The 26,886-nt window shown below is 64.7% G+C and carries 20 protein-coding genes; 10 read left to right on the top strand and 10 right to left on the bottom strand.

The window, feature by feature from the left end:
• Positions 1-69: 69 nt before the first annotated feature.
• Positions 70-2,922 carry an excinuclease ABC subunit UvrA gene (gene uvrA, locus Q8K99_09080; protein ID MDP2182706.1) on the bottom strand — a complete coding sequence of 951 codons (2,853 nt, stop codon included), beginning with the start codon at positions 2,920-2,922 and terminating at the stop codon, positions 70-72.
• A gap of 187 nt (positions 2,923-3,109) precedes the next feature.
• On the opposite strand from uvrA, the gene Q8K99_09075 reads away from it, so the two are divergent.
• From Q8K99_09075 to Q8K99_09060, 4 genes are all read left to right on the top strand, one after another.
• On the top strand, positions 3,110-4,000 hold the full coding sequence (locus tag Q8K99_09075; protein MDP2182705.1) for a PASTA domain-containing protein: 891 nt from the start codon (positions 3,110-3,112) through the stop codon (positions 3,998-4,000).
• Positions 4,001-4,137: 137 nt separating this feature from the next.
• Positions 4,138-5,439 (top strand): ammonium transporter, encoded by a 1,302-nt coding sequence (gene amt / locus Q8K99_09070; GenBank protein MDP2182704.1) that lies wholly within the window; start codon positions 4,138-4,140, stop codon positions 5,437-5,439.
• 53 nt (positions 5,440-5,492) lie between these two features.
• Positions 5,493-5,831, top strand: coding sequence for a P-II family nitrogen regulator (locus Q8K99_09065; protein MDP2182703.1), 339 nt, complete (start codon positions 5,493-5,495; stop codon positions 5,829-5,831).
• Positions 5,832-5,848: 17 nt separating this feature from the next.
• Positions 5,849-8,119, top strand: a complete 2,271-nt coding sequence (locus Q8K99_09060) for an ACT domain-containing protein (protein ID MDP2182702.1) — start codon at positions 5,849-5,851, stop codon at positions 8,117-8,119.
• A 13-nt stretch (positions 8,120-8,132) separates the two neighbouring features.
• On the opposite strand, the gene Q8K99_09055 is transcribed toward Q8K99_09060, so the two are convergent.
• A complete protein-coding gene (locus Q8K99_09055) occupies positions 8,133-8,405 on the bottom strand; it encodes a hypothetical protein (protein ID MDP2182701.1) in 273 nt (90 codons plus the stop codon).
• Positions 8,406-8,517: 112 nt separating this feature from the next.
• On the opposite strand from Q8K99_09055, the gene Q8K99_09050 reads away from it, so the two are divergent.
• The gene (locus Q8K99_09050) at positions 8,518-9,105 is read left to right on the top strand and encodes a cob(I)yrinic acid a,c-diamide adenosyltransferase (GenBank protein MDP2182700.1); all 588 of its coding nucleotides are present in this window, start codon (positions 8,518-8,520) and stop codon (positions 9,103-9,105) included.
• Here the strand turns inward: Q8K99_09050 and acs are convergent.
• Positions 9,099-11,096, bottom strand: a complete 1,998-nt coding sequence (acs, locus tag Q8K99_09045; protein ID MDP2182699.1) for an acetate--CoA ligase — start codon at positions 11,094-11,096, stop codon at positions 9,099-9,101. The two genes, Q8K99_09050 and acs, sit on opposite strands and share 7 nt — an antisense overlap.
• Positions 11,097-11,304: 208 nt before the next feature.
• Here acs and larE point away from each other — a divergent pair, with 208 nt between their 5' ends.
• Positions 11,305-12,138, top strand: a complete 834-nt coding sequence (larE, locus tag Q8K99_09040; GenBank protein MDP2182698.1) for an ATP-dependent sacrificial sulfur transferase LarE — start codon at positions 11,305-11,307, stop codon at positions 12,136-12,138.
• 15 nt (positions 12,139-12,153) lie between these two features.
• Here larE and Q8K99_09035 read toward each other — a convergent pair whose 3' ends face one another.
• Positions 12,154-12,417: a hypothetical protein gene (locus tag Q8K99_09035; GenBank protein ID MDP2182697.1), complete on the bottom strand. Its 264-nt coding sequence runs from the start codon at positions 12,415-12,417 to the stop codon at positions 12,154-12,156.
• A gap of 79 nt (positions 12,418-12,496) precedes the next feature.
• Positions 12,497-13,357, bottom strand: coding sequence for a cytochrome b/b6 domain-containing protein (locus tag Q8K99_09030; protein MDP2182696.1), 861 nt, complete (start codon positions 13,355-13,357; stop codon positions 12,497-12,499).
• A gap of 299 nt (positions 13,358-13,656) precedes the next feature.
• On the opposite strand from Q8K99_09030, the gene Q8K99_09025 reads away from it, so the two are divergent.
• Positions 13,657-14,877 (top strand): MFS transporter, encoded by a 1,221-nt coding sequence (locus Q8K99_09025; protein MDP2182695.1) that lies wholly within the window; start codon positions 13,657-13,659, stop codon positions 14,875-14,877.
• On the opposite strand, the gene Q8K99_09020 is transcribed toward Q8K99_09025, so the two are convergent.
• A complete protein-coding gene (locus Q8K99_09020) occupies positions 14,846-17,470 on the bottom strand; it encodes a heavy metal translocating P-type ATPase (GenBank protein ID MDP2182694.1) in 2,625 nt (874 codons plus the stop codon). The two genes, Q8K99_09025 and Q8K99_09020, sit on opposite strands and share 32 nt — an antisense overlap.
• On the bottom strand, positions 17,467-17,865 hold the full coding sequence (locus Q8K99_09015; GenBank protein ID MDP2182693.1) for a metalloregulator ArsR/SmtB family transcription factor: 399 nt from the start codon (positions 17,863-17,865) through the stop codon (positions 17,467-17,469). Before Q8K99_09015 ends, Q8K99_09020 begins: the two co-directional genes overlap by 4 nt.
• Before the next feature lie 105 nt (positions 17,866-17,970).
• Here Q8K99_09015 and Q8K99_09010 point away from each other — a divergent pair, with 105 nt between their 5' ends.
• From Q8K99_09010 to Q8K99_09000, 3 genes are all read left to right on the top strand, one after another.
• Positions 17,971-20,646 carry a PEP/pyruvate-binding domain-containing protein gene (locus Q8K99_09010; protein MDP2182692.1) on the top strand — a complete coding sequence of 892 codons (2,676 nt, stop codon included), beginning with the start codon at positions 17,971-17,973 and terminating at the stop codon, positions 20,644-20,646.
• A 109-nt stretch (positions 20,647-20,755) separates the two neighbouring features.
• On the top strand, positions 20,756-21,337 hold the full coding sequence (locus tag Q8K99_09005; GenBank protein ID MDP2182691.1) for a hypothetical protein: 582 nt from the start codon (positions 20,756-20,758) through the stop codon (positions 21,335-21,337).
• Entirely contained in the window at positions 21,334-23,589 is a 2,256-nt protein-coding gene (locus Q8K99_09000) for a cell wall-binding repeat-containing protein (GenBank protein ID MDP2182690.1), read from the top strand. Before Q8K99_09005 ends, Q8K99_09000 begins: the two co-directional genes overlap by 4 nt.
• Before the next feature lie 31 nt (positions 23,590-23,620).
• Here the strand turns inward: Q8K99_09000 and uvrB are convergent, their stop codons facing one another.
• From uvrB to coaE, 3 genes are read right to left on the bottom strand one after another with little or no spacing between them, the layout of a single operon-like run.
• On the bottom strand, positions 23,621-25,693 hold the full coding sequence (uvrB, locus tag Q8K99_08995) for an excinuclease ABC subunit UvrB (protein ID MDP2182689.1): 2,073 nt from the start codon (positions 25,691-25,693) through the stop codon (positions 23,621-23,623).
• Complete coding sequence (locus Q8K99_08990) at positions 25,686-26,288, bottom strand: lytic transglycosylase domain-containing protein (protein ID MDP2182688.1); 603 nt, start codon at positions 26,286-26,288, stop codon at positions 25,686-25,688. Before Q8K99_08990 ends, uvrB begins: the two co-directional genes overlap by 8 nt.
• Positions 26,278-26,886 (bottom strand): dephospho-CoA kinase, encoded by a 609-nt coding sequence (gene coaE, locus Q8K99_08985; GenBank protein ID MDP2182687.1) that lies wholly within the window; start codon positions 26,884-26,886, stop codon positions 26,278-26,280. The genes Q8K99_08990 and coaE overlap by 11 nt, the downstream gene beginning before the upstream one ends.

The following is a 26,886-nucleotide window of genomic DNA, read 5'->3' as shown; positions in this document are numbered from 1 at the left end:
CTTCGCGCAGGTCGATGCGACTCCATTATCGCAGGATGGGGCGTGCGGCGCGCAGCATTTCCTGCGCGTTCAGTCTCGCGCCGGCGCAACCGTCGCAGCATCCCCGCGGAGCACGGGCGCGAGGAACCGACCGGTATATGAACTCGGATTGACGGCGATGTCCTCCGGCGTTCCCGTCGCGACGACCTCTCCGCCTGCGTCGCCGCCGTCGGGGCCGAGATCGATCACGTAGTCGGCACTCTTGATCACGTCCAGGTTGTGCTCGACGACCAGCACCGTGTTGCCCAGGTCGACAAGGCGCGTGAGCACGTCGAGGAGCTGCCGCACGTCGTCGAAGTGCAGCCCCGTTGTGGGCTCGTCGAGGATGTAGAACGTGCGTCCGGTCGAACGCTTCTGCAGTTCGCTCGCGAGCTTGACGCGCTGGGCCTCCCCGCCCGAGAGCGTGGTGGCCGGTTGTCCCATACGGATGTAGCCGAGGCCGACGTCGAAGAGTGTCTGGAGCTTGCGTTTGATCGGCGGGATGTTCTCGAAGAAGTGGAGTGCCTCCTCGACCGTCATATCCAGGATGGCGCTCACGTTCTTGCCCTTGTAGGTGACCTGAAGCGTCTCCCGGTTGTAGCGCTTGCCCGTGCACACCTCGCATGGCACGTAGACGTCGGGCAAGAAGTGCATCTCTATCTTGATCTGCCCGTCGCCCTTGCACGCCTCGCAGCGCCCGCCCTTCACGTTGAAGGAGAACCGCCCCGGAGCGTAGCCGCGCGCTTTCGCCTCGGGTGTCGACGAAAACAGTGACCGTACGTCGTCCCACATGCCGGTGTACGTCGCAGGATTCGACCGGGGCGTTCTCCCGATGGGTGACTGATCGATGTTGATGACCTTGTCGACGCTCTCGAGACCCTGGATGCGCTCGTGCTTCCCGGTACGCCTTCGCGAACGGTAGACGGCATTCGTGAGCACCGGCGCGAGTGTGTCGGCCACGAGCGAGGACTTGCCGGACCCGGAGACGCCCGTCACGAGAGTCAATGTCCCGAGTGGGATCTCCACGTCGATCGTCTTGAGGTTGTGCTCCGACGCACCGGTCAGCAGAATTGCGCCGCGTCCGGGAGCGCGGCGCGTCACGGGCACGGCTATGCGCTTGCGGCCGGCCAGGTAGGCCCCGGTGAGGGAGTCCTCGCACGCGATGATGTCCTCGGCCACGCCTGTGCAGACGATCTCACCGCCGTGCTCGCCGGCACCGGGACCCATGTCGATGACGTGGTCTGCGGCCCGTATCGTCTCCTCGTCGTGCTCGACCACGATCACGGTGTTGCCGAGGTCCCTCAGCCTCTCCATCGTGGCGATGAGGCGGGCGTTGTCACGCTGGTGCAGGCCGATCGACGGCTCATCGAGGATGTAGAGCACGCCCATGAGGCCGGAGCCGATCTGTGTGGCGAGCCGGATTCGCTGCGCCTCCCCTCCCGACAGAGTGGCCGTCCCGCGGTCGAGCGTGAGGTAGTCGAGACCCACATCGACCAGGAATCGCAACCGCTCGACGATCTCCTTGATCACCCGGCCTGCGATCTGCCCGTCGCGCTCGGACAGCTCGAGTGACTCGAAGAACGCGAGTGAGTCCTTGGCGGACAGCGTTGTCACCTCGTTGATGTTGCGCTCGCCCACCGTCACCGCAAGGATTTCCGGCTTGAGGCGCGCGCCGCCGCACGTCTTGCACGGGATGACCGCCATATACTCCTCGAGCTTCTCACGACTGCCCTCGGATTCGGTCTCCTCGTGGCGACGTGCGATCGCGTTGGCCGCACCCTCGTACCGGGAGTACCAGTGCGTCTCGCGACCGTCGCGGGTGGTGTAGTCGACGCGGATACGCTGGTCACCGAGCCCGTTCAAAAGCGCATCGCGCACCGCTTCGGGCAGGTCGTTCCAGGGCACGTCCAGGTCGAATCCCATGTGGCTGGCCACGGCCGCCACCAGTGCCGGGTAGTAGTTCTGCGTTCCCGAGGAGAACGGCTTGATCGCTCCATCTGCCAAGGAACGATGTCCATCCGGAACCACCAGTTCGGGGTCGACCTCGAGCCGCGAGCCCAGCCCTGCGCACTCGGGACACGCACCGTACGGCGAGTTGAACGAGAAGTCGCGCGGCGCAAGGTCGTCCATCGACACGCCGTGAACCGGGCACGCGAGGGCCTGAGAGTAGGACGTCTCCTCGCCGTCGACGACCGCGATCGCCAGCGTGCCCGCAGCAAGGCGCAGCGCCGTCTCGACGCTCTCGGCCAACCTCGAACCGAGCCCCTCCTTCATCGCGAGTCGATCGATCACGACGTCGATGTCGTGACGGTACTTCTTGTCCAGAACGATCTCCTCATCGAGCGACCGCACCTGCCCGTCAACGCGCACGCGCGTGAAGCCCTCACGCTTGAGCTCGTCCAGCAGCTTCTCGTGTTCTCCCTTGCGTCCGCGGACCACGGGTGCGAGCACCTGGAACTTGGTGCCTCCGGGAAGCTCCATGATGCGGTCGACGATCTGATCGCTCGTCTGCCGCTCGATCGGCCGCCCGCACACCGGGCAGTGCGGCACGCCGATGCGCGCGAACAGCAATCGCAAGTAGTCGTAGATCTCGGTCACAGTCCCCACCGTGGACCGTGGGTTCTTCGAGGTCGTCTTCTGGTCGATAGAGACCGCCGGCGACAGGCCTTCGATGTGATCGACATCGGGTTTGTCCATCTGGCCCAGGAACTGGCGCGCATACGCGGACAGCGACTCCACGTATCTGCGCTGCCCTTCGGCGTAGATCGTGTCGAACGCGAGCGAACTCTTGCCTGAACCGGACAGTCCGGTGATGACGACGAGCTGGTCGCGGGGTATGTCGAGGTCGAATCCTTTGAGGTTGTGCTCGCGGGCTCCTCGGATCGAGATGGAGTCGATTGGCACGGGAGAGGACCTTCCTTCACTGCCGACTAGCGTTTCCGGACGAATCTCTATTGTACGATGCCAGCGAAAGCGAACGTATGTTCGTATCCTATCGCAACGCGGTCCACCGCTCCAGAGTTGTATAGTGTTCATGACACTCAGCGGCCACCGGCACGCCGGTGCGCGATAGGGGTAGGGGATTCCGGCAATGTCCCGACGGTTCGGCTGCCTTGGAACGGTAGCTCTGATTCTCTTGATGATGTTCGTGGGATGCACCGTGACCGCGAAGGGTGACACGCCCGTCCCCGACGTGAGCGGGTATTCGCGCGAACAGGCGGAAATCGTGCTTCGCGACGCAGGCTTCCGCCTCGGGGACGTCGATTTCGACGAGAACGCAAAAGGCTCTCAGGGCGTCGTCATCCAGCAGAAGCCTCGCGCCGAAGACCTCACCGTGGCCGGCGCGCGCGTCCATATCGTCATCTCCGGTCCGGACCTCGTGATGCTTCCGTACGTCATCGGCGAAGACGAGGACGCCGCCCGTCGTGCGCTCCAGGACGCAGGACTGAGGAGCGGCCGGGTCAGGCGCGTCTTCGACGACCGGATGGACGTCGGTGAGATCTGTGGACAGGACCCCTCCGACGACTTCTGGGTCCCCAGGGGCACGAAGATCACGCTGCTCGTCTCGAAGGGCCCCGAAAGTGCCCCGGTACCGCCCGTCCTTGGCATGTGGGACACGGACGCAAAGCAGTTCGTCTACGACATCGGATTCCGGACGAGCATCTCGAAAGAATACGACCGCTACCAGGAAGGTCTGGTCATCGACCAGGAGCCGTCTCCCGGCACGGACACGAAGCTCGGAGAGACGGTCGACCTGACCGTGTCCAAAGGGGCGGCTCCCATTGATGTCCCCGACGTTCGAGGCATGGAGGTCGGTATCGCCAACTCCCTGCTCAGGCGTGCGGGTCTTTCGGTGCGCGAAGAGATCGTGCGCATCGCCGAGGACCGTGGCGGCGAGACCCTGGTGGAGCGGCAGTTCCCGCACGCCGGCGCCAAGGTGCCCGAAGGCAGCGGTGTGACGCTCGTCGCCTACGAGCGGTAGTCGCCACCCCGAGTCCGGCAATCGACCATCAGGATTCACTCCGTCGCAACGCGCTCGAAACACTCCTCGGCGATTCTCACGGTAGTACGAGACATCGCACTGGGGCCGATGGTTCTGGCTCCAAGAGGAGGGTACGCATGGACATGAAAGTCGCAGTAGACACCATGTGGGTGCTCATTGCGGGCATGCTGGTGTTCTTCATGAACCTCGGGTTCGCCCTGGTGGAGTCGGGCTTCGCCCGCGCGAAGAACACGGTGAACATCATCTCGAAGAACTTCGTGGTGTTCGCCGTGGCCACCATCGCATTCCTGGTCATCGGGTGGGGGCTCATGTACGGCGACGGCAACGCCTTCATCGGCCTCAAGGGACTGTTCTTCGCGGGCGGCGCCGACAACAGTCCGGCCGTCGGGGACGCCTACTCCGGCGTGTACTCGGCAATGAGCTGGACCGGGGTTCCGCTTCTGGCGAAGTTCTTCTTCCAGCTCGTATTCGCCGGAACCGCCGCGACTATCGTCTCGGGTGCGGTCGCCGAGCGCATCAAGTACGTGTCCTTCATCGTGTTTTCCTTCATCCTCGTCGCCTTCATCTACCCGGTCATCGGCCATTGGATCTGGGGCGGCGGCTGGCTCGCGGAACTCGGCTTCTTCGATTTCGCAGGCTCGACAGTCGTACACTCCGTCGGTGCGTGGGCGGCGCTCGCCGGTGTCCTCGTCCTTGGCCCGCGCATCGGCAAATACGCCAAGGACGGAAGCGTGCGCCCGATCCCAGGTCACAACATGACCTCCGCCATGACCGGCTGCCTTGTGCTGTGGTTCGGGTGGTTCGGGTTCAACCCCGGCTCCACGATGGCCGCCGATCCTGACGCCATCTCGCGCATCATCGTGACGACGAACGTGGCTGCTGCCGCCGGAGCACTCGCGGCGACCGCCATCGCATGGCGACTTCTTGGCAAGCCGGACGTGGGTATGACCATCAACGGCGCACTCGCCGGACTCGTGGGAATCACGGCCGGCTGCGCCTACGTCAGTGTCGCGAGCTCGCTCATCATCGGCGCGCTCGCGGGCATTCTGATCGTTCTCGGCGTGCTGTTCCTTGACAAGGTCCACCTCGACGACCCGGTAGGCGCGATCGCCGTGCACGGCATGGGCGGCATCTTCGGAACATTGGCGGTAGGACTGTTCGCTCAGGACGTCTTCATGCCGGGGACGACCGGGGACGGCCTGTTCTTCGGCGGCGGCACGGGGCTGCTTCTGAGCCAGCTCACCGGGATCGCGGCCGTCGGCGTAGCGGTGTTCGCCGCGTCGATGGTCGCATGGCTTGGCATCAAGGCGATCATCGGCATCCGCGTAAGCGAGGAAGAGGAGCTCGAGGGCCTGGACATCGGTGAACACGGCAACCGTGCCTACCCAGACTTCGTCCTGACAGACACGACGGCCTAGCGGTCGCCTTGGCGCTACGCAACCTTTCGACGACCCAGTGAAGGAGCCCTACCGTGAAGAAGATCGAAGCGATCATCAAGCCACATAAGCTCGAGGACGTGAAGGACGCACTCAACGCCCTCGGTGTCGCCGGACTAACCGCCTACGAGGTCAAAGGGTTCGGCCGCCAGAAGGGCCATACCGAGATCTACCGGGGTGCCGAGTACACAGTGGACTTCCGACCCAAGGTCAAGATCGAGGTCGTCGTAGATGACGAGCTCGCGGCAAAGGTCGAGAACGCCATCATCGAGCACGGCCGCACCGGCAAGATCGGCGATGGCAAGGTGTTCACCTACGACTGCGAGAGTGCGGTCCGCATCCGCACGGGCGAGCGCGGCCCGGACGCGCTCTAGGAGCCGGCGACTCGCACATGCAAGACCACCTCTCGCAAAGAGAGAGACTCATATCGACCGCCGTGCCGGGGACAGCCTCGGCGCGGCGGTTGGCTCGCCTGGCCGACGAGGCGCTTGCCGACCTCGCCGGGAAGGCTGCTACGTCCCTGGACGCGCAAACGTCCTGGGCGCTCATCGCGCTTGGGGGATACGGGTCCGGCGCCCTCCTTCCCGGCAGCGATCTCGACTTGCTGGTGATCTCGAACGCGTGTCCGGCAACCCTCAAGCCCTTTGTCGAAGCCCTCCTCTACCCGCTCTGGGACGCAGGACTCAAGGTCGGCCACCAGGTGCGGACCCGCAAGCAGCAGCTTCTGGCGGTTCGCACCGACATGCCGACGCTGACTGCCACGCTATCGGGTCGCACCATCGCCGGGGACGACCTGCTGGGTGCAGACGTCCTTCACGCCTGCGCTGCCGATGCCCGGAAACGCAGAACGCGGGTGTTGCGCGAGCTCCACAGCCGACCCCGGCCAGGCTCGCCGTACCTGCTTGAGCCTAACCTCAAAGAGGGCGCGGGCGGGCGGCGCGACTTCGATGAACTCACCTGGACGGCCGCAGTGCTCACCGGGGCGCCGCAATCCGACCCCTCCGCGCTCGTCTCGCTTGGCGTGCTCGAGCCCGCGGAACTCGAGCGGCTGAATGCCGCAGCTGATGCAGTCGCCACCGCGCGGTGGGAACTCCAGCTCGCCGGAGCCGGACCGACGCTCGACGAGGAGGTGGTCTCAGGCGCCCGGGTCAACCTGGAGTGTGTCCAGCAGGCACTTGCCGACACGTTTCATCTGGTCGACCGAGCCCGACGCCGAACTCTCCGCGAGAGACCGGCAGAGACTGCGCGACTGTCCCCCGCGCAGATCGTCGAGTCACTTGCCACCGGTCGCACCGCGCTTCCCGCCCTTGAGGAGGCGGCATGGTCGGGAAGGCTCGATCATCTCATTCCCGGTATGCGCGCGCTCATGACGCTGCGCCGTCCGGGACTCGCGCACACTCTGACCGTCGGTGCCCACTGTCTCGCGTCGGCAGCAATCATCGGCGACGTTGCCGCTGGCCGCGAGGGTGTCGACACCGTGACCGCGCGCTCGGTGACAGCCATCCCCGACATGCGCGTCCCGATCGTTGCCGCACTCGTCCATGACATCGGCAAGGAGCAACCCGGGCCGTCCCATGCCGAGCGAGGAGCGACCGCCGCCCGCGCAACCGCACTCCTCTTCGGACTCGCAGACCGCGCGGGCGACGTATCCAGTCTCGTTGAAAACCACCTGGTCCTCGCAGACACAGCCACTCACCGGGATCTCGACGACGAGGACGCCGTCCTCCTGGCAGCCGATCGCATAGGGAAGCGCAGTCTCGTGGCCCCCCTGCACGTCCTGACGGTCGCCGACTCGATCGCGACTGGACCGGGCGCATGGTCGGATTGGCACGCGGCCCTCCTTGGCAAGCTGGTGACCCGGCTTGACGCTGCGCTGTCAAACGACGTCGACAGGGCGGGAATGGCAGCGCGTGCCGAAGACGTGCGCACCGCCGCTCTCTCGCTCGTCCGTGGCGACACCGACGGGAGACGCAGGGCCTTCGTGCTCGACGCACATGTCCGTTACCTCTCCGATCGGACTCCGGCCGACGTCGTCCGCCACGCCGAGCTCGTCGCCCGTGCAAGCGCGGCAGGAGCCCCCCGAACCAGCGCCACCGAGGTGACGCTCGGGCCCTTTGACGGCGCGTACCGGCTTGCCGTGGCCACTCCTGACCGCACAGGCCTGTTCGCAACGCTCGCCGGTGTGATCGCTCTCTCCGGGCTCGACATCCTTGGCGTGGAAGCGACCTCGACCAGCCAAGGAATAGCCCTCGACACCTTCACGGTGCGTTCCGCAACGCTGGCCGCTGTCGACCCGCAGAGCTGGACACGCCTGGAGCGCAACCTGAGCGCAGCTCTGCGCGGGCGACTCGCCATTGGAGTGAGGCTTGCGGAACGGCAGCGGCACTATCGCCCGTCATCGCAGGCGCGGCCGAAGGTCACAATCGACACCGACGACCCGTTCGCCGCAGTGCTTGTCGTACACGCCGCCGACCGGGTCGGGCTGCTCTACGACATCGCCCGGGCCATCGCCGAGTCCGGACTCGACATCCAGTCGGTCACTGCGACGACTCGCGGAGGCACGGCACACGACGTCTTCCGCCTCACCGATGCCGCCGGCGAAGTGCCGCGCGAAGCGGGTCTCCTTGGCCAGCTTGCGATGCGGCTCCGGAAGCTGCGCTAGGGAGACCGACGGCTCAGCTGCTGGAGACCGGACCCTCGTCCGGCGATTCGGCATCGTCATCGTAGCCCAGCGTCCGCGTGATCTCCGCGAGCTGCTCAGCATCGATCTCGCCTCGCGCGTACCGCTCGCGCGCGATGTCGAGCGCGTTGTCGTGCATAGGCGGCGCGGGCGGCGCGGCAGCGTCTTTCGCACGCGTGAGGATCCACAGCACGACGGCACCCGGGCCGAACACGAGTGCGATGATGGTGACGAGGATGAGGAGTTCCATCGGGCCGATACCGAACATTGCGCCTCCTTGGCAGCTGTACGTGCCAAGTGTACCAGCGCGTGACCGGACGCTGTGAGGGGAATGCTTCCGCTAGAGTGGTGCAAGAGCATATGGGAGACGGGAGAACCTCATGAGCGGACCGATCTATACGCGCCGAGGCGACGAGGGCGAGACGTCACTTGCAGACGGATCGCGCGTCACCAAGAACTCCGCGCGAGTCGCCGCGTATGGCACGCTCGACGAGGCGAACTCCGCAGTCGGTCTAGCACGGGCCTGCCTCGAGATGCTCGCCGAGGACGACCGCGAACTCGATGCGATCCTGGACTTCGCCCAGCACCGCCTCTTCAACTGCTCGAGCAACACCGCGACCCCGACGCAGGCCGTCGGTGACGCGACACCCGTCGTCACGCCCGACGACGTCACGGTCCTCGAAGCCGCCATCGATCGCTTCATGTCCGCGACCAGCGTCGAGGGCTTCGTTCTCCCCTTCGGCTGCGAGTCGGCGGCGCGGCTGCACGTCGCCCGCACAGTCGTGCGCCGGGCGGAGCGCTCGCTGCTCGACCTGGCCGAGGAAGACGCTGTCGACAGCGATGTGCTGGCATTCGTCAACCGTCTGAGCGACCTCCTGTTCGCGGCCGCGATCTTCGCGAACGAGCGCGGCGGCTGCGGCAACATCTATTGGGATCCCGAGCGAGGCCCGGGACCGCAGAGTCAGTAGGAGTCCGCTCCCATCAGTAGCTCCTTCACGACCTTCGGGTCGGCAAGCGTCGAGATGTCGCCGAACGCCTCCATGTCCGTCTCGCCCGCAGCCATCTTGCGCAGGATCCTCCGCATGATCTTGCCCGAACGCGTCTTTGGCACATCGCGTGCGAACTGGATCCGGTCCGGCTTGGCAATGGGACCGATGACCTTGCGCACGTGACCCTTCAGCATGCTCGCCAGGTCCTCCGATGGCAGCTGGCCCTCGCGCAGGATGACGAACGCGTGGATGCCCTCGCCTTTGACCGGGTGCGGGAATCCGACCACAGCGGCCTCGCTCACGGCTTCGTGCGAAACGAGCGCGCTCTCGACCTCCGCCGTACCGAGCCTGTGGCCGCTCACGTTGATGACGTCGTCGACACGGCCAAGGAGCCAGAAGTACCCGTCGGCGTCCTGTCGCGCTCCGTCGCCGGTGAAGTAGCGCCCGGGAAAACGCTCGAAGTAGACCTCGCGCATTCGCTTGTGGTCCGGATCGCCCCACGTTCCGCGCATCATGCCTGGCCAAGGACGATCGACCACGAGGTAGCCTCCCTCGTTGGTGTCGGCCTCGCTGCCGTCCTCGCGAATCACCTTCGGCTCCACGCCGAAGAACGGCACGGTCGCACTGCCCGGCTTCAGCGGCGTGGCTCCCGGGAACGGCGTGATCAGGAACCCGCCGGTCTCGGTCTGCCAGTAGGTGTCGACGATCGGCACCGCGCTCTTGCCGATGACGCGGTGATACCACGACCACACTTCCGGGTTTATCGGCTCGCCCACAGTGCCGAGGACGCGCAGACTCGACAGGTCGTAGCGCTCCGGCCACCCGTCGCCGTAGCGCATGAGCGCCCGAATGGCCGTCGGCGCGGTGTAGAACGTGTTGACCTGGAACTTCTCGATGACGTACCAGAAGCGCCCCGGGTCGGGATAGGTCGGGATGCCCTCGAACATGATCGTCGTTGCTCCTGCAGCAAGCGGTCCGTAGACGATGTAACTGTGCCCGGTGACCCAGCCGATGTCGGCGGTGCACCAGAACACGTCCTCGTCCTTGTAGTCGAAGACCGTCTTGAACGATAGCGTCGTGTAGAGCAGGTAGCCTGCGGTCGTGTGCAGAACGCCCTTGGGCTTGCCGGTGGAACCCGACGTGTACAGGATGAACAGCGGGTCTTCTGAGTCCATCGGCTCGGGCTCGTTGCGCTTGCGCACCTCGGGTGCGGTGATCTCCTGGTGCCACCAGGTGTCGCGCCCGGGCTCCATGTCCACGTCGCCGGCGCCGCGCTTGACGACGATGCAGGCCTCCACGCTCGGGCACTCGAACAGCGCCTCGTCGGCGGCGACCTTGAGCGGCACCTTGCGGCCGCCGCGAATGCCTTCGTCTGCCGTGATGAGCAATCTGGCGCCGCAGTCCTGGATGCGCCCTTTGAGCGCCGAGGAACTGAACCCGCCGAAGATCACCGAGTGGATGGCGCCGATCCGCGTGCACGCCAGCATAGCGATCGGAAGCTCGGGGACCATCGGGAGGTAGATGGCCACACGATCGCCCTTCTCGACACCCTTCTTGCGTAGAACGTTCGCGAACTTGCAGACCTCATGGTGCAGGTGCTGATAGGTGAACGTCCGCGTACTCCCGTCGTCACCTTCCCAGATGAGAGCCGCCTTGTTGCGACGCCATGTCCCGAGATGCCGATCAAGGCAGTTGGCCGAGACGTTCAGCTTCCCACCGTCGAACCACGTGTAGTCCAGCTTCTCGAAGTCGCCGCTCCCTACGGTCTTGAACGGCTCGATCCAGGTGAGATGCTCTCTCGCCATGTCCCCCCAGAAACCGTCCGGATCATCGAGAGAGCGCTGGTAGAGCTCCTGGTAGCGTTCCATGCTCCCGACGATCGCATCGCGCGCAATGTCTTCGCGTGGTGCGAAGACGCTCTCCTCGGAAGCCAGGTGCTCGAATCCCTTGTCCAAACCGTTGTCCGTCATGCCGCCTCCCAAAGCGTTGCCAGTCGCATATCTGGACTACTTCACCTTCCCGTCTATCGTGCCCTGCTTCGCGCTTGGCAGCAACTCTCCCGCTCTTCGGGGAAATGCCGCCGCTGTTCGGAAAGACCCACGCGGTCAGGTCACGGCAGCAACCGAAGGGACTATACTGAACCCCCCATCTGCCGGAACTGGGAGAGGCTCCACACTCGTGAGTCCGATCGCCAAGTACGACGCTTTGCTGCAACTTCTCGCGGAGATGGACAGCGTCATGGTGGCGTACAGCGGCGGAGTCGATTCGACGCTTCTAGCATTCAGCGCCCACGTAGCACTTGGCCGCAACTGCCTCGCAGTCCTTGCGATCTCAGACACGTACCCCGACAGCGAAGTCGAGTGCGCGCGGCGCGTGGCCCGTGACCTAGGGCTTCGATTGCACGAGGTGGAGACCTACGAGCTCGTTGACCCAGCGTTTCGCGCCAACTCGCCGGACCGCTGCTACCACTGCAAGTCCGAGCTCTTCGGCCTTCTAAGAACACTCGCCGACCACCTCGGGCTCGGAATCGTGGCCGACGGCTCGAATGTCGACGATCTGGCGGACCACCGGCCGGGTAACCGTGCGGCTCGCGAGTACGGAATCGTGAGCCCCCTGCGTGAGGTCGGGTTCACCAAGCAGGAGATACGCGAGGTTGCGCAGCTCCTTGGCCTGCCCAACTGGGACAAGCCTTCGATGGCGTGCCTGGCGTCCCGCTTCCCCTACGGTGAGGAGATCACCGAGGAACGGCTGCACATGGTTGCCGCGGCTGAATCCGCGCTCCGCGATCTCGGACTGCGCCAGTTCCGGGTGCGCGCGCACGGTGAGGTCGCACGGCTCGAAGTGGAGCCCGATGAGATGCAGTCGGCGTGGGAGAACCGCGACAGCGTCACGGCGGCGATAAAGGCGGCTGGCTTCTCATTTGTGGCGCAAGACCTCGAGGGCTACCGCACCGGAAGCCTGAATGCGGTCTTGTCCCCTGCCGAACTCGCTGCGGAGTCCCTGGCGACCTGACCCCGCGTGTTCGCGCTACTCGTGGTCGCTGTCCGTCAGGGAGTCAAGCGACGCGCGCATGGACTCGAGCATACCCCGCAGTTCCGAGACCTCGAACTGCAGGTCATCGAGTTTCGCACCGAGGTCGGCTCGACCTCCGACCGGCTCTACCTCTCCCGAAGCGAGAGATGCCTCCAGGCGCTCCTTCTCCTTGGCGATCCTGCTCGCAAGTCCATCGACGAATGCCTGTGTGTCCGCATTCGTCTCGCCCATAGACCGCATGAAGTCGTCGTTCACCATAGCAACCCCCACGCTCAAAGGTCCGGCCCGCTACCGGCGGATGCCGATGCGGGCCGGAACCGTTCTCGACGAACGCGAGCTAGTAGTGCTGCACCGGCGCGGGGAAGGTCGGTGGCGTGTTGTGATCGGAGTCCCCGTGATCGTCGTGGCCGGGGCCGTGCCCATACGCGTCCGGATTCACCGGCAGCTCCTTGAGCCCGAAGAAGTCGAGCGTGCACGGGATGTCGATGGTCGCAGACAGGTAGACATGCATCGTAGTCATGATAATGAAGACCCAGTTGAGAACGTAGTGGAGCATGCGCGCATACCAACCGGCCAGGTCCGTGCTACCTACAAGCGCACCGAGCCACCAGCCGACAAGGAGGTCGCGCGGGCTGTAGCCGAAGATGAACTGCTTCGTGACGAGCGCGAATCCCGTGAACGCCATCAGCACCATCATGAGGAGGAATATGTCGTAGACCGCCTTTTGCGCAACGTTGTACTTCGCCACGTGCGGCTTCTCATTGCTGAGGTAGCCATAGTACTTGAGAATCCCGCCAAGACTCGCGACGTCCTTCTTGCCGATCGCGAACTCCTTGTAGTCGCGGGCCTTGGAGTAGAACGCGTACCAGACACGCCACACGAGGTTGATCGTCACGACGATCATCGCGAAGTAGTGGATGTAGCGCATCGCGATGCGGCCACCGCTGAAGTATGGGAAGCGGATGTACATGCCGGAGATGCCGAGCAAGATCATCATGAACATGTGCTGAGCGTGGATGAACTTGGGTAGCCCCGGAGGACGGCTGTCGTGCTCGGGCCAGTGTCCCTCGATGAAGCTCTTGCGGAAGCGTCCTTTGATGATCGACATCGAGAAGTGCCACGCGAGGAACAGCCACACACACACATAGATGATAGTGAAAACCGTATCGAGCCAGATGTTGAACTGGACCAGATTCATAGAATCCCCCAATGCTCCCCGAGGCCGTGACTCCGCTTCGTATTCTCATTTGGCCTGCTTGCAGGCGTTTCCGTCAATAGCGCCCGCCACTTGCCCTTGAGTCGCCGGCGCACGACATACCCGGCATTCATAGTGTTCGACACCGCAGCCCGACTCCCTACCGCGCATTCCAAGAATGCTCAGATGGGCAGGTTGGCCCTCCCGTCACTCCGGAATGCGCTCAGCCGGTCGGCAACGTCCTCACCCCGACCCGAACGCTATCATGTAGCATTCTATCGAAGAGCGCCAAGGAGGGGGCAATGGGCGCGCCGAACGACACCACCGACAGTGTTGACGGGACGCCGCACAAGCTGCGCAATGTCCGCGCTCTTGGAATCGTGAGCCTGCTCACCGACGCGTCCTCGGAACTCGTGTACCCTGTGCTCCCGCTCTTCCTGGTCAACGTCTTGGGTGCTCCGGTCACCGCTATAGGCATCATCGAGTCGATCGCCGAGGCCACGGCGTCGCTCACCAAGGTCGCCTCCGGCTGGTTCTCCGACCGCACCCAGCGCCGTCGCCCCCTCATTCTCCTTGGCTACAGCCTGAGCAACGTGATGAAGCCCTTGCTCGCGATCACGGGTTCGTGGCCGGCGGTTCTGCTGCTGCGTTTCGCCGACCGGTTGGGCAAGGGTATTCGCACCGCTCCCCGCGACGCGCTCATCGCCGACTCAGCGCCCCCTGAACTGAGAGGTCGCGCGTTCGGTATGCACCGGGCGCTGGACACCGTCGGCGCAGCGATCGGCCCGATCATCGCGTGGGCAGTGCTCACCTTCGTCCCCGATGGCTACCGGACGATCTTCTGGCTTTCGGCCATCCCTGGTTCTCTCGCCATCGTCGTCCTACTACTCGCTGTTCGCGACCGACCAGCGTCTCCCGAGACGCGAGGGCGGCCCCGGCTCCGATTCCGCAATCTGGGGCTGCCCTTCGGAGTCTTCACCACCATCTCAGCGGTATTCGCCCTGGGCAACTCCTCCGATGCCATGCTCGTGTTGCGCGCCCAGGATCTCGGGCTCGCACCGGCACTGATCCCGCTCTCGTACTTCACCTTCAACGTTGTCGGTGCATCGCTGGCAATGCACATCGGCACCATCTCCGACCGCATCGGCAGGCGACCGGTGCTCGTCGGCGGTTTCGCCCTGTACGCGGTCGTCTATGCCGGGTTCGCTGCGATGTCCTCGGCATGGGCGCCGTGGGTGCTCTTCGCGCTGTACGGCGTGCCGTACGCCATGACCGAGGGTATGGCGCGGGCCTTCGTGGTCGATCTCGTTCCCCCCGAGACCTGCGCCACAGCAATCGGGAGCTACACTTTCGCACTGGGGCTCGCCGCGCTGCCGGCGAGCAGTGTCGCGGGACTGCTTTGGGATACGGTATCGCACACCGCGCCGTTCTGGGTCAGTTCGGCTCTCATGGCCCTTGCCGCCGCAGCGCTGGCACTCAGCGGACGAGCTTTCAAGCGAATCGGCCCGCACGTAGCAGCCTGAGCCCGTTGAGGATGACGAGCAATGCGACTCCGGTGTCGGCGAAGACCGCAAGCCACAGCGGCGCATAGCCCGCAACCGCCGCCACCAGCACTATCGCCTTCACGCCTACGGAAACCCAGACGTTCTGCCGTATGTTCGCAACCGTGCGCCTTCCCAGGCCAAGGAATGACGGCACCGCCCCGAGATCGTCTGACATGAGCGCGACATCGGCTGTCTCGAGCGCCGTGTCGCTGCCGGCCGCGCCCATCGCGATCCCGATGTCGGCCCGCGCGAGCGCAGGCGCGTCGTTGATGCCGTCCCCAATCATCGCGACCGGTCCGTAGCGCTCGCGCAGCTCCTCGATGACCCGAATCTTGTCCTGAGGCAGCAAGCGCGCACGGTACTCACTCAGTCCGACACTCGCCGCCACCGCTTCGGCAGTCCGTTCGTTGTCCCCCGTCAGCATCACAAGGTGGCGCACGCCAAGCGCCTTCAACCGGTCCACGGCTGCTGCCGCACCGGGGCGGACGCGATCGGCCACACCGATGACTCCGATCGGAGCGGGATTCTCGCCCGCAAGCCCCACGATCAGCGCCGTAGACCCTGCCTTCTCGAGCCGCTCGACCGCCACCGCGACCGCGGGTGTCATGAAGCCGTACTCCTCGGCGAGGAGAGAGCTTCCAACACCGTAGACCTGCCCGGCGATGCGACCGAGCAAGCCGCGACCGGGAATCTCTCGCAGGTCGTCGGGTATCTCGGAAACAACCGGGCCTGCCGCGCGCAGCACCGCCGCAGACAAGGGGTGGGTGGAGTGTGCCTCAAGCCGTGCGGCCAGGCCAAGTACGCCGCTCTCGTCGAGATCTGCGACGGGCACTACTTCGACCACATCCGGGCGGCCTTCGGTAATCGTCCCGGTCTTGTCGAACGCCACAGCGGCGATGCGAGGCGCCATTTCCAGGAATGCGCCGCCCTTGACGAGCACGCCATCTCGCGTGGCGCGGGTGATCGCGCTGACCACGGCCACCGGAGTCGAAATGACAAGCGCACACGGACATCCGACCACGAGGAGCACGAGTGCGCGGTAGATCCATTCCTGGGGCGAGCCCCACGATTGGCCAAGCAGTCCGCCAAGGACAGGCGGCAGTACCGCGATCGCCGCGGCGAACCCTACGACCGCGGGGGTGTAGTAGCGCGTGAAGCGGTCGACGAGTCGCTGGAAGGGGGCCTGGCGCGCCTGTGCGTCCTCCACGAGGTAGATGATGCGGGAAAGCGTCGACTCGCCAGCTCGCGCGGTCACCTCGACCTCGAGCAGCCCCATCGTGTTCAGGGTGCCCGCGCACACCGGGGTCCCCGTGCTCTTCACAACCGGCACCGACTCACCCGTGATGGGTGATTCATCCACCGCCGACGACCCCTCGACGACCGTCCCGTCGAGAGGAATCCGCTCGCCCGGGCGTACCCGCACACGGTCCCCGGGGACGACTTCCGACGGTGAGAGCTCAAACTCGAGACCGTCACGCACGACACGTGCCGTCTCCGGGGATAGGTCCATCAGATCGCGGATGGATCTGCGAGTCCGCCCGAGGGACCGGGACTCAAGCAGACCTCCCACCGCGAACAGGAACACAACCGTGGCTCCCTCGAGCCAATCTCCCAGCGCCGCAGCACCGATGACAGCCACGCTCATGAGCACGCTCATGTCGAGCGAACGGGCCGCCAGCGACATGAGCGCTCGGCGGAAGACGAGCGCCCCTCCGGACGCGATCGCAAGCGCGAAGGCAACCACCGACGCCATCTGCCAGGGGTCGCCCATCCGGCCCAGAAGCCACCCGATGGCGATGAGCACGCCACTTGCGGTCGCTGCAACATCTCCTCGGCGAATCTCCCACCACGTTGGCCCGCGAGCCGCCCCGGTGTCAGCGCCCCTGACGAGCTCAACCGCGTAGCCCGCACCGGAAATGGCTCGGACAAGGGCTTCCGGAGAAGTGACGGCGGGGTCGTAGCCGACGCGCAGCCGCGCCGTCGCAAAGTCCAGCGAGGCCTCGCTCACACCGGACACGCCGCCGATGCGGTCGCGCAGTTTGGTCGCGCAGTCCGGGCAATCCAACCCGCCGAGTCGGAATTCCGCCACCGGCCGCCCCGCGGCGTCCCCGAGCGACTCGATGCCGTAGTCCATGCGCCGCACGAGTGCGACGATGTCAGGCCGTGGATCCACCGACGGGTCGTACTCCACTAGAAGCGTGCCGCTGGCGAAGTTCAAGGAGGCCGACAGGACGCCGTCCAGGTGGTCGACGGACACATCCACCGTGCGGGCGCAGTCGGGGCAATCGAGACCGGTGATGCGGTAGGCGACGTGTCCCACCGCGTTCGCCACCTCGTGTCCGAGCCGTTCCACCTCCGACACCAGGTCCGCCAAGGAGAGCTGCGACGTGTCGATGGTCACCTTGAGCACGGAGGCGGCGGAGTCTATCTGAACCGAACCCACGCCAGACAGCGCTCCGACGGCCTCCTCGAGCTTGAGCGTACAGGCGCTGCAGTGCTCGGGCGACGGGATCAGCACGGGTATCTCGCGCGTGTCCATCCCGGACGAGGTCGTGCCCGCGTCACGTCTCACCGCGGACCCTCCGTCTCCCGCTCCTCGGCGTGGGCAACACCCTGCGCAAGCAAAGTGGCGACATGGTCGTCGGTCAGGCGGTAGAGGGCCCGCTTCCCGTCCCGACGAAACGCCACGAGCCGAAGATCGCGAAGGAACCTGAGCTGGTGACTCACGCCCGACTGGGATATGCCGGTCAACGCGGTGAGATCGCACACGCACAGCTCGCAGCATCCGAGCGCAAGCAGGATGCGCAGGCGGGTGGGATCGGCCAGCGCTGCGAACATCGCTGCGGTGGCTGCAACCCTCTCGTCTCCGGGGACGTGCTTGCGCGCCGCAGAGACCGCCGCCTCGTCAGACACGACCGCTTCGCAAAGGTCGCCCGTGGAGTCCGCATCATATGCACGTTCGCTCATATGATGACTATACACCTTCGGCATGTCAGGCGACACGCCCGGCATGCCGATACCAAGAAACGGGCACCAATACCTCAGGAGCCCCGAAATAACCATGGAGGCCGCATGTTGCTTCCACTAACCGCGTACGTGCCCGAAGAGATGGGGCCCAAGGCCGCCATGCTGGCCCGGCTTGCCTCGTCGGGACTGCCCGTACCCGAGGGATTCGTCGTCCCCGCCTCGGTCTACCTCACTCACGTGCGCGGTTCCGGGCTTCTCACCTTCATCGAGTCACGTCTTCGCGAGCTCGGCTCCTCTCGCACGGGAATGCTGGCCGCACCTGCGGTTGACAGCGTGCTTGCCGAGGTGCGACGGGCCATCATCGCCGAACCCCTCGATGCCGCCCTCGCCACCGACATATCCGAGTTGCATGCCGCGATGCGAAAGCTCCCGGTCGCCGTACGCTCATCTTCACTCGCCGAGGACCTCGCGTCGCACTCCTTCGCCGGACAGCACGGAACGTACTTCGCAACCTCCACGAATGAGACATTGGAGCGCGTGAAACACTGCTGGGCGTCCCTGTGGTCCATATCTGCCTTCCAGTACCGCGTGCGTGCAGGCATCGCGCACGAGAACGCCGCGATGGCCGTCATAGTGCAGCGGCTTGTTCCGGCCGAAGCTGCCGGAGTCGCTTTCACCGCCGATCCGGTCAGCGGCGCGCGACGCGTGATCGTCGAATCCTGCGTCGGTCTCGGGGAGGGTGTCGTCTCGGGCAAAGTGACACCAGACCGCCACATCTTCTCCCTTCCGGACCTCGAGCTCCTAGACCGCTCGGTGACACGAAAGGACATCGAGGTCGCAGTCACAGAGGATGAACGCTCCCGGGAGCACTTCGTGACCTCCTCACGTGCCGAACGACCCGCCATCCACGACGCCACGGCCCTAGCCGTGGCGCGGATGTCACTTCGCGCCGAGAAGGTCATCGGCACGTCGGCTGATGTCGAGTGGGCGTACGAGACCGGACAGCTGTGGGTACTCCAGGCCAGACCGATCACGACGATCGACGTTTCCTCCACTGAAGCTTCCCCGGGGGACGATAGCGCCAGCAGGACTGTGTGGTCCAACCTCAACACCGGTGAGATCTTGCCGGACGTGATTACGCCGATGACGTGGTCGGTGATCTACCGATTCGTACAGGAGCTGTTCGACGGGCTCTTTGGAGACCTCGGGGTGCGAATCGACGCACGACGAGTCATCGGGCTCGTCGCCGGGAGAGCCTACTTCAACCTATCGCTCATCAGCCGCAGCTTCCGGGCGCTCCCGTTTGCGTCGACGATGGATGCCGAGAGACTCCTCGGCGGAATGCAGTCCTACATAGAGCTGCCACCTGACGCCCTGTCCGGGAACACGGACGAGGTTCTGACCTCAAGATGGCGTCTTGTGGTTGGCGTGCCGCGCCTGATGCTGTGGGCATGGCGGTTCAGACCCCGCAGGGCCCGTCGCTTCACAGTCCGGCTGAGGCAGACGGCCCACAAGGCGATTGACGAGGTCTCGTCCGGAATCGATGAGGCGAACGCGACCGCTCTCGCGGACGGACTCGTCGGCGGCCTGGAGACGATTTCCGGTATGCTCGGATTCGCAGGCATGGCGATGGTCCAGTTCTCGAGCCTGTCCTCCGCGTGCAGGCGGTGGCTTGACGACACGACGGGTTCGACAGCGAACGGATTGCTGGCTGGCCAAGGCGGCCTTGCCTCTGCGGAGGCGGGACGATCGATGTGGGACCTCGGCGCCTATTCCCGCGTGCACCCGACGGTCGAGGACATCCTTGCGGACGCGGAGTCCTGGAGTGCGGCACGGGAGATGCTCGAGGCTTCGGGCACCAAGGGTTCGGAGTCAGCAACCATCTTCCTTGGCATGTGGGACGAGTTCATGAACCGGCATGGTCACCATTCCCGCGGCGAGTTCGAGTTCGCAAACCCTCGTTGGCGTGACCGCCCCGACTACGTCTTGACCACTGTCCTCGGCTACCTGGAAGACATGCAGATGCTCGACCCGCGCCGCGACCAGCAGCATCGTGCCGAGGAGGCTCGGGCGCTCGAGAGCTCTTGCGCCCGGCGCATCCGCAATCCGATGAAACGCGCGGCGTTCGCCCGACTCACGAAGTCGGCACGGGAAGGCGCGGCAACGCGTGAGAACGTCAAGAGCGAGGGCGTTCGATACATCTACGCGATTCGCATCACGCTGCTCGCCCTCGGAGCGCGACTGGCCGAACGAGGTGTTGTCGGACGCGCCGACGACATCTGGTTCCTGCGATGGGACGAGGTCGAGCAGGTGCGCACTGGCGAGATCGACGCGCGACCGATCATTGCACGGCGCAGGGCCGAGGACGCGCGCAACCGGTCGGTCACGCCGCCCCCCGTCGTCATCGGCGAATGGGACGCGGGCGAGAAGGACCTGTTGCGTGTAGACAGCGACGGCGAGTTCACGGGTCTGGGCGTCGCACGCGGCACGGCTCGCGGACCCGCGCGCGTCATCCGGGACGCAGCCGATGACCAGCGCGTCTTGCCCGGCGAGATCTTGGTCGCCCCGTACGCCGACCCGGGCTGGGCGCCGTTGTTCCTGACTGCCGCCGGAATCGTGGTGGACATGGGCGGGCTCCTCTCACACGGGTCGATCATCGCCCGCGAATACGGCATCCCCACCGTCGTCAACGTCGGTCCTGCGACACACTTCATCCGGACCGGTGACATCGTCGAAGTCGACGGGGACGCGGGCATCGTCCGCGTCGTAGAGCCAGCGTAGTCCGCACTCGGCTCGCTTCCGCACAGTTGAAGGTCGGGACTGCCCCGACCCCGCTGTTGCACTCCGAGCGTGTAGAATCCTCGCCGAGGACACTTGCCAAGGAGGTTTCGTGGAATCCAGCGCACGCAAGTTCGTGTTTGCCTTGCTCGCCCTCGCACTGGTTGCCGTCCTCGGCATCGCCCTGCTGGCCAACCGGAGCCGAAGCGAGACCTCGCGCGCTGCCAACCCCGCAGAGTCGACGGCTACCGATGTCGGGAGCACCTCGGCTGAGAGCGACATGCCCCAGGACAAGACAGCCCACCGGGACGGCGAGCCAGCCGCTCCGACGTCACCGGGGGACTCCCCTGGCAGAACACCGGTACCGGAAACGACGATCCTGGCACTCGTCACCGATGTGATAGTGAGCGGCGCACGAGTTGAGATCGTGATTGACCCGATCGAGATGTATCCGATTGACGAGAACGCGCCGCCCGCGCCAAACGACCCGTCAGCTAATGTGGTGTATAACGACGTGAAGGAGTCAGTCCGCTATCTGGTCGATCCAAACGCCTTGGTAATGGACCGAGGAGACCCGCCGGGCACTATCGCCGTCTCCGAATGGGTTGGCACGGCGGCTTCCGACACACACGCATACTGGCTCGGAATACTGTCCGGGAACGTGGTTCGAATAGAGGAGCAGCCGATACCGTGAGATGGTCACTCGCAGCACAGGCACGCAGGACATCGGGTCGGGTACTGGCACTGTGCTTGGGGACGTGTTTGCTCGCCGGCTCGCTCGTCGCCTCCGCAACTGCCGTACACCAGGACTTCTTCGTGAAGGACGCGCCAAAGAACGCGGTCATGGGCATGATCGTGAACCAGCCGCAGGCCGTGCGCGTTGGGGACGTGACCTACGTGGCATACCAGGGCATCGGACTCGATCCATACGTGTCCTCCTACGACCACGTCTCGGGGAATTGGTCCGGCCCATACCGTGTCGGCGACAACCCGAACACCCAAGACTCCCACGGCGCGCCGGCGATATTCGTCGATCGAGGCGGGTACATCCACGTCTTCTTCGGCCCACATCACCAGCCGCTGCTGCAGTCGATCTCGAAGTACCCCCTGCGCATCGACAAGTGGGGGGCCGGCGAGACTCTCGGCAGCACCACCACATATCCGCAGCTCGTGCGCACCGAGGAGGGAACGGGCACGCTGTTCTATCGGAGGAAGAGCCCGGCCGCGTGGATCGTACGGTCCCAGACCGCCACGACAACGGGCTGGACCAAAGAGAGCGACATATTCCACGGCGACTACCCTATCGGCGAGTACCCGGCCTTCCGCGAGGGACCGGACAACACGATCCACGTCGCGTGGATGAACGTGAACTGGTACGAGTACTACGCAGGAACCTGGGGACGGCACAACGTCTACTACATGAAACGTGATTCGAACGAGGTCTGGCGCAACGCTGCAGGCGATGCGCTGCCGATCCCGATGACGTCAGCCGAGGCGACCTCGTGCGTGATCATGAAAGATCCCCTCGACTACACCAACTTCTCGCTGGCCGGCGAAGACGGGACCAGTGTGCCCTGTGTGATGTGGCTTCAGGGTAGAGGCTCAGGTCCGTCGTCGTACCGATGGCGGTTCGCCCGCTGGAACGGCTCCGGGTGGACGATCACCGACATCTGCACGACTGACCACTTCTTCGACTGCGGCGCGTGGCGCCTAGAACCCGACGGGACGCTCACCGCGTACTTCGAACTCGGTGGGACCGACGGCACGGGCGGCGGAGACCGGACCTACGAAGACTGCGGTGGAAGGATCACCAAGTACGTCTCGGCGGACAACGGAGCCAGCTGGACCAATGAGGGCATCATCGATCCCGGCCTCGACGGTCTCCTCTATCACGAGATTCACCTGGTCACGGACGGTCAGGAAGACGACCAGATACTCTTCACCGAATGGAACAACGAGCCTTCTATCGAAGCGCTCGGCATGTTCCTCTGGGGGGACTCAGGACCGCTCGGCAACGACTTCACGCTCCGGGGACGGAGACTGGCCGCCGAAGACCGGTACGGCACTGCGGCGGAGATCGCGAAGTACGGGTTTCCTCAAGGGTGCTCGACCGTGGTGATCGCATCGGGCGAGAAAGCCGCAGATGCCCTTGTTGCCGCGCCCCTCGCGAAAGCACTCGGCGCTCCCATCCTGCTCACGAAGCTCTCGGAATTGCCAACCGCAACGCGAACCACCATTAAGGGCAATCTCAAGGCCACCAAGGCCGTCATCGTTGGCGGCAAGGCCAGCGTCAGCAAGGATGTCGAGACCGCCCTCGGCAGAGCCGGCATCAAGAGCATCGAGCGCATCTCCGGCGAAGATCGCTTCGAGACGGCACGCAAAGTGGCGTCCCGCCTGCGCGCCGAGGCGGGCCCACCTGAGACCGTCTATGTGGCGAATGGCTACGCGTTTGCCGACGCTCTCTCGGTTGGCCCCCTCGCTGCCTGGCAAGGCGCGCCCATTCTGCTGACCTACCATGATGTCGTTCCCGCAGCAACTGCAAGCTCGTTGGCCGAAGTAGGCGCGGGAAGCGTCATCGTCCTTGGCGGTACGACGAGCATGAAGCCGGCAGTTGCAGCCAAGGTGGGCGCCACCGAACGCATCGACGGGCTCGACCGCTATGAAGTGTCCGCTGCAGTCGCGCAGTACGGCATCACTCAAGGGTTGTGGCCCCGGCGGGTCGTCGTCGCAACGGGACGTGACTACCCGGATGCGCTGGCAGCGTCCGTCCTCGGAGCCAGACTGCGAGCGGCAACCGTGCTCGTGCGCCCGACAGGCGTTCCGGCGGCCGTGGGCAACCACCTGAGCGCCTACGCCGACCAGCGGCTGGATGTCATCGTCACCGGCGGGACGGCCAGCGTCTCCGCCCAGACGTACACCGACATTCTCGAGTTGGCGAGTCCCTAGCCGGACAGCATTACGCGGCGGTACACGGAGTCTACTTGCGACGCTTGCGGCGGCCATACTCCGAGCCGCGGCGTGCACCCTGTTTCAGGCGGTCGAGCACCTGGTCGGCACTCGAACTCTCGATCTCGGTCTTGAGCTTGACCACCTGATCGCGAAGTCTGGCCGCCGATTCGAAGTCGAGCGCCTCGGAAGCGGTGACCATATCCTCTTCGAGCGTGGCCACCAGACGTAGCACCTCGTCGCGCGGGAGGGCCGCAAGTTCCTTGGCAGTCTCCGCTGCGGTGGTGAGATTCGTGGCACCTTCTCGAACATACTGGACGATGTCGCTGATCGCCTTGCGGATGGTCTGCGGTTCTATACCGTGTTCGACATTGTGGGCGGTCTGGATCGTGCGCCGGCGATCCGTCTCTTCGATTGCTGTGCGCATGGAGTCGGTCACGTTGTCCGCGTACATGATGACCTGGCCTGAGACATTGCGCGCTGCCCGCCCGATAGTCTGGATGAGTGAGCGCGCGTTGCGCAGGAAGCCCTCCTTGTCCGCGTCCAGAATGGCAACCAGCGAGACTTCGGGCAGGTCGAGCCCTTCACGCAACAGGTTGATTCCAACGAGACAGTCGAACTCCCCAAGCCGCAGATCCCGCAGGATCTCGATGCGCTCCATCGTGCCGATGTCGGCGTGAAGGTAGCGCGCTCTGACTCCGTTCTCGAAGAGGTACTCGGTGAGATCCTCGGCCATGCGCTTGGTCAGCGTGGTCACGAGCACACGCTCGTCGCGCTCGACACGCTGCTTCACCTCGCCGATGAGATCGTCGATCTGCCCCTTAACGGGACGCACAACTACCTCCGGGTCGATGAGACCGGTCGGCCGGATTATCTGCTCGACCACGCGCTCGGAAACCCGGGCCTCGTAATTGCCCGGAGTCGCTGAGACGTAGATGAACTGCCGGATACGCTGGTCGAACTCATCGAACCGCAAAGGACGATTGTCCAAAGCGCTAGGTAGCCGAAAACCATGCTCGACGAGCGTGAGTTTGCGAGACCTGTCCCCCTCGTACATCCCGCCGATCTGAGGCACGGTCACGTGGGACTCATCGATTATGCACAGAAAGTCCTCGGGGAAGTAGTCGATGAGTGTGTTCGGTGGTTCCCCCGATTCCCGTCCGTCCAGGTGCCGCGAATAGTTCTCGATGCCGCTGCAGAAGCCGATGTTCTCGAGCATCTCGAGGTCGTAGCTCACGCGCATCTCAAGGCGCTGAGCCTCGAGAAGCTTGCCCTCCGCCTTGAACTCGCCGAGCCGCTCCTCCAGCTCTGCTCGGATGGTCTGCACCGCTGCCTGCAGCTTGTCCGGAGCCGTCACGTAGTGTGTGGCCGGCCATATTGGAAGTGCGTCGAACTCGGTCCGAACCTCCCCGGTGAGACCGTCGACCTCTGCAATTGACTCAATCTCGTCGCCGAAGAAGCCCACACGCACCGGATTGTCGGCGTATGGCGGAAAGACATCGACGACGTCGCCACGAACACGGAAGGTCCCCCGCGTGAGATCGAAGTCGTTACGGTCGTACTGAATGTCGATGAGGTCGCGGATAAGTTGGTCGCGGTCGTACTCCTTTGTGACCGCCAGGAAGGCCGCCATGCCAGCGTAGTCTTCGGGCGAGCCGATACCGTATATGCATGACACGCTCGCGACCACGACAACATCACGCCGGGAGAGCAAGGCCGCCGTAGCAGCATGGCGCAGCTTCTCGACCTCGGCATTGATTGTGGCATCCTTCTCGATGAACGTGTCGGTGGTCGCCATGTACGCTTCGGGCTGGTAGTAGTCGTAGTAGGAGACGAAGTACACCACCGCATTGTCAGGGAGCGTCTCGCGCAGCTCCGCGGCCAGTTGCGCTGCAAGCGTCTTGTTCGGAGCCATCACGAGAGTCGGCTTCTGGACGCGTTCCACGAGCTTCGCCATCGTGAATGTCTTGCCCGAACCGGTCACACCGAGCAGCGTCTGGTGGCGCAGCCCGCTCTCAACGCCCTCGGCAAGCTCGTCTATCGCCCGGGGCTGGTCGCCGGCTGGCTCGAACGGCGACACCACATGCATTGCGCGCTCACTCATCGTCGGTCCCTGTCCTCCATTCCGGGAAAGACCCCGGGTATAGCCTCTCGTAGACGTCCCTGGCTCGCGATACCCGCAGAACAAAGTGCCTCGTCTCCGGAAACTCGATCTCGTCTCTGATGTCTTGCCCGCCCTCTACCCACGAATCCACGTTCGCAATCCCGGCGTTGTAGGCCGCGAGCGCTATCTCCACTTCGTGATACCGCTCAACCAGATAGCGAAAATAGGCAGTACCGTGTTCAATATTGACATCCGGGTCTGACAAGTCGCCTGCAGCCAGTCCGGGGGCGACTGCCTCCTTGGCGCGCAACTCCTCGGCAGTCGAAGGCATGACCTGCATGAGGCCGACGGCGCCAGCGCTCGAACGCGTCGAAACATCCCAGCCGGACTCTGAGTCGATGATGGCAGCAATCAGGTACGGGCTGACCTTGTGCCGAATGGCAGAACGCTCGATCGCCTCAGCATGCTCGAGCGGGTAGTAGTAGCGCTGGAAGAAGCCTGGCCCACGAAGGAACAGGAACGTCAGGGCTGCAAGCAGCAGGACCACTCCGCCGATCACCAATCGGTACGGCGCAAGGACGCTGCTACGGCGCACGCAACACCACCCCGTCCCAGAACTCACCCAGGGAGTGGAGGAACTCGTCAATCGTGCCGTTGTTATCGATGACGTGGTCCGCGATAGCGCGCCGCTGCGCATCTGTGGCCTGACACTCCACGCGTCGGCGGACGTCGGCCTCATCCATTCCCCTCCGGGCGGCGCGTGCGATGCGCTCCTCCTCGTCTGCGGTAACCGCGAGGATGACGTCTGCGATCTCGCCGAAGACTGGAGCCTCGACAAGCATCGGCACCACCAGCACGACGATCGCAGGAGGGTTCTGGAGCAACCCCATCTCCGTGAGACCCGGGAGCACATCCCGCGCAATCGCGGGGTGGACGATGGCGTTGAGGAGCGTTGCGTTGGAGTGGCACGAAAACGCGCGCGAGGCCAGAGCGGGTCGGTCGAACTCGCCGGACTCGTCCACGAGATCCTCGCCAAATGCGGCAACGACTTCGCTGTACACATCGTTGCCTGGAGACAGAAGGCGGCGCGCCACGTCATCAAGGTCAAGCACCACAGCTCCGCGCTCACGGAAGAGGTCCGCTGCGACGGTCTTCCCCGCCCCTATCCCGCCCGTCAGTGCGACGATGTACAT

It is taken from the genome of Actinomycetota bacterium (assembly GCA_030682655.1).
Classification (GTDB): Bacteria; Actinomycetota; Coriobacteriia; order Anaerosomatales; family JAUXNU01; genus JAUXNU01.
This window is presented reverse-complemented; position numbering and strand designations above follow the sequence as displayed.